8 protein-coding genes are annotated in these 5,153 nt (G+C 70.5%); all 8 read left to right on the top strand.

The window, feature by feature from the left end; all coding sequences use genetic code 11:
• Positions 1-54 precede the first annotated feature (54 nt).
• The 8 genes from VGR37_09930 to VGR37_09895 all read left to right on the top strand — a co-directional run bounded on the left by VGR37_09930 (position 55) and on the right by VGR37_09895 (position 5,126).
• Positions 55-843, top strand: coding sequence for an enoyl-ACP reductase (locus VGR37_09930; protein HEV2147708.1), 789 nt, complete (start codon positions 55-57; stop codon positions 841-843).
• A 332-nt stretch (positions 844-1,175) separates the two neighbouring features.
• Positions 1,176-1,724 (top strand): HAD family hydrolase, encoded by a 549-nt coding sequence (locus VGR37_09925; GenBank protein HEV2147707.1) that lies wholly within the window; start codon positions 1,176-1,178, stop codon positions 1,722-1,724.
• Between the two features lie 126 nt (positions 1,725-1,850).
• Positions 1,851-2,207, top strand: coding sequence for an iron-sulfur cluster insertion protein ErpA (gene erpA / locus VGR37_09920; protein HEV2147706.1), 357 nt, complete (start codon positions 1,851-1,853; stop codon positions 2,205-2,207).
• A 135-nt stretch (positions 2,208-2,342) separates the two neighbouring features.
• Entirely contained in the window at positions 2,343-2,735 is a 393-nt protein-coding gene (locus VGR37_09915) for a hypothetical protein (GenBank protein ID HEV2147705.1), read from the top strand.
• Positions 2,736-2,906: 171 nt separating this feature from the next.
• Positions 2,907-3,983 carry a quinolinate synthase NadA gene (gene nadA / locus VGR37_09910; GenBank protein HEV2147704.1) on the top strand — a complete coding sequence of 359 codons (1,077 nt, stop codon included), beginning with the start codon at positions 2,907-2,909 and terminating at the stop codon, positions 3,981-3,983.
• 230 nt (positions 3,984-4,213) lie between these two features.
• Positions 4,214-4,606, top strand: a complete 393-nt coding sequence (locus tag VGR37_09905; protein ID HEV2147703.1) for a hypothetical protein — start codon at positions 4,214-4,216, stop codon at positions 4,604-4,606.
• Positions 4,606-4,863, top strand: coding sequence for a DUF5985 family protein (locus tag VGR37_09900; GenBank protein HEV2147702.1), 258 nt, complete (start codon positions 4,606-4,608; stop codon positions 4,861-4,863). Before VGR37_09905 ends, VGR37_09900 begins: the two co-directional genes overlap by 1 nt.
• Positions 4,860-5,126, top strand: coding sequence for a DUF5985 family protein (locus VGR37_09895; GenBank protein ID HEV2147701.1), 267 nt, complete (start codon positions 4,860-4,862; stop codon positions 5,124-5,126). Before VGR37_09900 ends, VGR37_09895 begins: the two co-directional genes overlap by 4 nt.
• The last annotated feature ends 27 nt before the right edge of the window (positions 5,127-5,153 follow it).

The raw sequence follows: 5,153 nt of genomic DNA, 5'->3' as shown, positions 1-5,153 counted from the left end.
TGAGGGCGCGGCGCCACCGAACCGACCATCCTCCGACCTCAACCATACAGAGCCATGTCCGAAGCCAGCGCCCTCTCCGGTCTCCTCGCGGGCAAACGCGGCGTCATCGTGGGCGTCGCGAACCAGAACTCCATCGCCTGGGCCTGCGCGAAGGCTCTGCACGGCGCCGGGATGGAGCTGGCCTTCACCTACCAGGGGGAGACCATGCGCGACCGGGTGGTGAAGACCACCTCGTCGCTCGGCGAGGTGCCGCTGTACGACCTGGACGTCCGCGAGGACGCGCAGATCGACCGGCTCTTCAGCGAGCTGAAGGAGAAGTGGGGGCGCCTGGACTTCCTCCTCCACTCGGTGGCCTTCGCGCCGAAGGACGCGATGGCGAACCCGTTCATCCAGACGAAGCGCGAGGACTTCCTTGCCGCGCACGAGATCAGCGCCTACTCGCTGGTGGGGCTGGTGCGTGCCGCCGAGCCCATGATGGAAGCCGGGGGAAGCGTCGTCACCATGACGTACTACGGCTCGGAGAAGGCGGTCCCCGGCTACAACGTCATGGGCGTCGCCAAGGCGTCGCTGGAGGCGAGCGTGCGCTACCTGGCCGTGGACCTCGGCGCGAAGGGGATCCGCATCAACGCGGTATCCGCGGGCGCGGTGAACACCCTGGCCGCGCGCGGCGTGGCGCACTTCCGGGACCTGCTCAAGATCACCGCCGAGCGGGCGCCCATGAAGCGCGCCATCGAGGTGGACGAGGTCGGCAACGCCGCGCTCTTCCTCGCCTCGGACCTCTCCACCGGGATGACCGGCGAGGTCATGTACGTGGACGCCGGTTTCAACATCACGGCCGGCTGAACTGCCTTGACGGTGGCTGTGTCGCTCGGGCGGTCGGAGGCGGGATGGTCTCCGGAAACGCCAAACTCGCTGCGCTCGGACACAAGGCGTTTCCTCCGACCACCCCGCCACCTCCCTGCCACCCCCTCCGCGACCGTGGTGAACAACCACTGCCGTTCTCCCCTCCCTCGCTTGCGGGGGAGGGGCTGGGGGAGGGGGCCGCCGCCGACTCGCCCCGATGCCGACCTGACAGGAAGCCCTCCCCCAGAATTGGGGGATATAGGGGGCAAATGTTGCGAGCCTAAAGCGAGCCGGGTGGGGGCCGCACCTCGCACTTCGCACTCACGCACTCCTTGACTCCTGCTGTCTTCCTCGACCGCGACGGGACCATCATCCACGACGCGAGCTACCTCGCCGACCCGGCGGGGGTGCGGCTCCTTCCCGGCGCGGCGGAGGGCATCGCGCGGCTGAACCGCGCGGGGATCCCGGTGGTCGTCGTCACCAACCAGTCAGGGATCGGGCGGGGGTACTTCACCGAGGCGGACTTCCGTGCCGTGCAGGCGCGCACGGAGGAGCTGCTGGCGGAGGGGGGAGCGCGGGTGGACGCGGTGTACCACTGCCCGCATGCGCCCGACCACGTGCCCCCCTGCGGCTGCCGCAAGCCGGAGGTGGGGCTCTTCCTGCGCGCGGCGGACGAGCACCGCCTAGACCCGGGGCGCTCGTGGTACGTGGGCGACCGGCTGCGCGACGTTGCGCCCGCGGAGCGGCTGGGGGGGCGCGCGATCCTGGTGCGTGGCGGGGCGGAGCACGCGGAGGCGGAGCAGGCGCCCCCGAGCGTGACCGTGGTGGAGGGGCTGCGCGAAGCGGTGGAGCTCGTGCTCGGCAGGGGGGAAACGAATTGACCCGCCGCGGCGGCACGCCTATATTTCATCACTGAAGCGTCGCCACCGGTCCTTCGGCCCGGAACGTGCGGCATGCCATGTAGTTACGGGGATTCCCCGGATTCAAACTTCACCGTAGAGGGTCCCATGCAGACTGAGAACACTACGGCAACCTCTCCGATCAACGTCACCCCCATCGCGGTGTCGGAGGTGCGCAGATACATGGACGAGCAGGGCGCGTCCGAGCAGGCGGGGCTCCGGGTCGGCGTGCTCCCCGGCGGCTGCTCCGGCTTCCAGTACGGGCTCAACATCGAGGACGAGCCGGCCGAGGACGACCTGGTGCTGGAGACGGGCGGGCTGCGGCTCTTCGTGGACCCGTTCAGCATGCAGTACCTGGCCGGCACGGAGATCGACTACGTCTCCACCTTCCAGGGGTCCGGGTTCACCTTCAACAACCCGAACTCCAGCGGCGGGTGCGGCTGCGGCAGCTCCTTCACCGTGTGACGCGGCAGCAGCTCCGCTCGTCCCGTGCGCAGGGGCCCCGGTGATCCCGGGGCCCCTCGCTGCATCCTGGAGCCGCCGGGCCCGCCAGGGGGGCGGGGCGTCCGGCACCGGGACGGTTCGGAAAGGGAGACGGTCATGAAAGCGTTGTCGCTGGCTCTGGTCGCGCTCACGGCGGGGTGCGCCGTGGTGACGCAGACCGATCCGCTGGACCGTGAGGTCGGCGTGCGGGATGGGGAGCAGGTCGTGGTGGACGGCGGGCGGCTCACCGTGGGCGTCAGCGGCGTGCCGTCGGATTCGCGCTGCCCCACCGACGTGGTGTGCGTGACGGCCGGCGAGGCCGTGGTGGTGCTGACGCTGGCGGAGCCCGCCCGCGCCCCCGCCGAGGTCACGCTGCGCACCACGCCGGGGAAGGACGCCGCCACCTACGGCGTGTACCGCGTCCAGCTTCTCGATTTGGATCCGAAGCCGCGGAGCGGGGGCTCGCCCCCGGAGACGTACCTCGCCACCCTGCGGATCGCCCGGGAGTAGCCCTGGGCGGTCGTGGACGGGTGGGCTCGCGAGTAACTACCGCGGGCCCTTTGCTTTACGCGATCTGTCCGCCGGGGCCGGACGTTTGCGCGAACGTGGCGAAATCGTTATATTTCCGGGCTTGTGGCGAGGCGCACGGGGCGCCTGCTTCCCGCGACAATGAGGTGAGCATTGATCCAGGTCTCCGACGCTCTGCGGACTCCGCTCGAGTACGCCCGGCTGTCGCGCGAGGAGCTGAGGGACAGGATCCTGCGGCGCAAGGAGGAGCTCAACGCCGTGATCCTGGGCCACAACTACCAGCGGGTGGAGATCCAGGAGGTCAGCGACTACCTGGGCGACTCGCTGGGGCTCTCGCAGGAGGCGGCGAGGACGGACGCGGAGGTGATCGTCTTCTGCGGCGTGCACTTCATGGCGGAGACGGCCAAGATCCTCTCGCCGGACAAGACCGTGCTGATGCCGGACCTGCGCGCCGGGTGCCCCATGGCGGACTTCGTCACCGGCGAGTCGCTCCGGCGCCTCAAGGCCCGCTACCCGGGCGCGGCCGTGGTGGCGTACGTCAACTCCACCGCGGAGGTCAAGGCGGAGTCGGACATCTGCTGCACCTCGGCCAACGCGGTGCAGGTGGTGGACTCCATCCCGCGCGACCGGACGATCCTCTTCGTCCCGGACCGCAACCTGGCCCGCTACACTGCGGAGAAGTCCGGGCGCCCGTACGTCGTGGCCGGGCAGGAGGTCGGCGAGCCGGAGCCCGGCTCGATCGTCGCCTGGGACGGCTACTGCTACGTGCACGACGACCTGGTGCTCGACGAGCTGGCCGCCGCCCGGGCGAAGCACCCGCGGGCGCTCGTGGTGATCCACCCCGAGGCGCGCGCCGACCTGCTCGCGGAGGCGGACTACGTCACCTCCACCTCGAAGATGGTGGACATCGCCGAGCAGCACGATGAGCTGATCATCGGCACCGAGCGCGGGCTGATCGACCGCCTCAAGCAGCGCTTCCCCGAGAAGACCCTCGTGCCGCTCTCGGGCGCGGCCATCTGCGGGAACATGAAGATGAACACCCTCGCCAAGCTGGCGTGGTCGCTCGACCACCTGGAGCACGAGATCGTGCTGGACGAGGAGGTGCGGAGCCGCGCGGAGGCGTCGCTGACCCGGATGCTGGACCTGTCCGGCGGGTGGCGCCCTCCCACGGCGGAAGAGGCGGCGCTGGAGGAGGCGGGGCTCCGCCCGGGGGGCTGCGGTTGCGCCTGAGGCGCTCGCGTGAAAAGTTGGGGGCGGCTCCCGGACCCGGGGGCCGCCTTTTTTATCCCGGGCCGGCGTCGGCTGGCCCGGGTTGTGCAAGAGCCCCGCTCCACTATGCAGACCACACCCGTACGCGGGCGCGCTCCGCGTCGCCGCCTTCCCACTTCACCGCACCGGCCGTACCCGACCGCCGCCGGGAGTCCCCCGCGCCGGGGGCGCGTCCGCACAGGAGGGACGCGTTGAAGCCCGGAGCGGTGTCCCCGGAGGTCGCACACTTCATCGCCGAGCACATCGACTCGGCCGAGCAGCTCGAGATCCTGCTCCTCCTGCAGCGCGACCCGGAGAAGACGTGGACCGCGCTGGACGTCAGCCAGGCGATCTACACCGTGCCCGCCTCCGCCACCATGCGGCTGGAGGGGCTCGTCGCGGCCGGGTTCGTCACCTCCACCGGCGGGGCGGACCCGCACTACCGCTACGCGCCCGGCACCGAGCAGCTCCGCCGACAGGTGGAGGTGCTCGCGGCCGCGTACCGGGCCGACCGGGTCGGCGTCATCAAGCTGATCTTTTCCCGGCCTCCGGACCCGGTGCAGAGCTTCGCGGACGCCTTCCGGCTCCGGGGGAAGGGGAGCTGATGGCTTCGATCGTCTACGCCCTCTGCGGGCTCACGAGCGTCGCCTGCGCGGTGCTCCTCCTTCGCGGGTTCCACTCTTCCGGGGCCAGGCTCCTCCTGTGGGCGGGGCTTTGCTTCGTGGGGCTGGCCGTCAACAACGTCCTGCTCTTCGTGGACCTGAGCGTCGTGCCGGACCTGGACCTCTCCGTCTGGCGCTCGCTGCCCGCCCTCGCCGGGCTGCTGCTGCTGATCTACGGGCTGGTGTGGGAGACCCGATGAGAGAGCTGCTTTCGGGCGCCATCGTGATGGGCTACCTCCTCCCCGGGGTCTTCTTCTTCCGGTTCTGGAAGGACACTGCGGACCGGCTGTTCCTGATCTTCGGGCTGGCGTTCACGCTCCTCGCGGTGCAGCGCACGATGCTCACGCTCCTGGCGGACACGCCGAGCGCCCACATCTACCTGTACGTGATCCGGCTGCTCGCCTTCCTGCTCATCATCGCGGCCATCGTGGACAAGAACCGGGCGGCGGGCTCCCGGCGGTAGGCTCGCCGGGGACCCGCCGCGCGACGG

Source organism: Longimicrobiaceae bacterium, assembly GCA_035936415.1.
Taxonomy (GTDB): domain Bacteria; phylum Gemmatimonadota; class Gemmatimonadetes; order Longimicrobiales; family Longimicrobiaceae; genus JAFAYN01.
The sequence above is the reverse complement of the archived record's forward strand: the minus strand, read 5'-3'. Positions and strand labels throughout refer to the sequence as shown.

Excerpts from the sequence above, each read along its gene's own strand:
- VGR37_09930 (HEV2147708.1), top strand. The coding sequence starts at position 55 with ATGTCCGAAGCCAGCGCCCTCTCCGGTCTCCTCGCGGGCAAACGCGGC.
- erpA (HEV2147706.1), top strand. The coding sequence starts at position 1,851 with ATGCAGACTGAGAACACTACGGCAACCTCTCCGATCAACGTCACCCCC.
- VGR37_09915 (HEV2147705.1), top strand. The coding sequence starts at position 2,343 with ATGAAAGCGTTGTCGCTGGCTCTGGTCGCGCTCACGGCGGGGTGCGCC.
- VGR37_09900 (HEV2147702.1), top strand. The coding sequence starts at position 4,606 with ATGGCTTCGATCGTCTACGCCCTCTGCGGGCTCACGAGCGTCGCCTGC.
- VGR37_09895 (HEV2147701.1), top strand. The coding sequence starts at position 4,860 with ATGAGAGAGCTGCTTTCGGGCGCCATCGTGATGGGCTACCTCCTCCCC.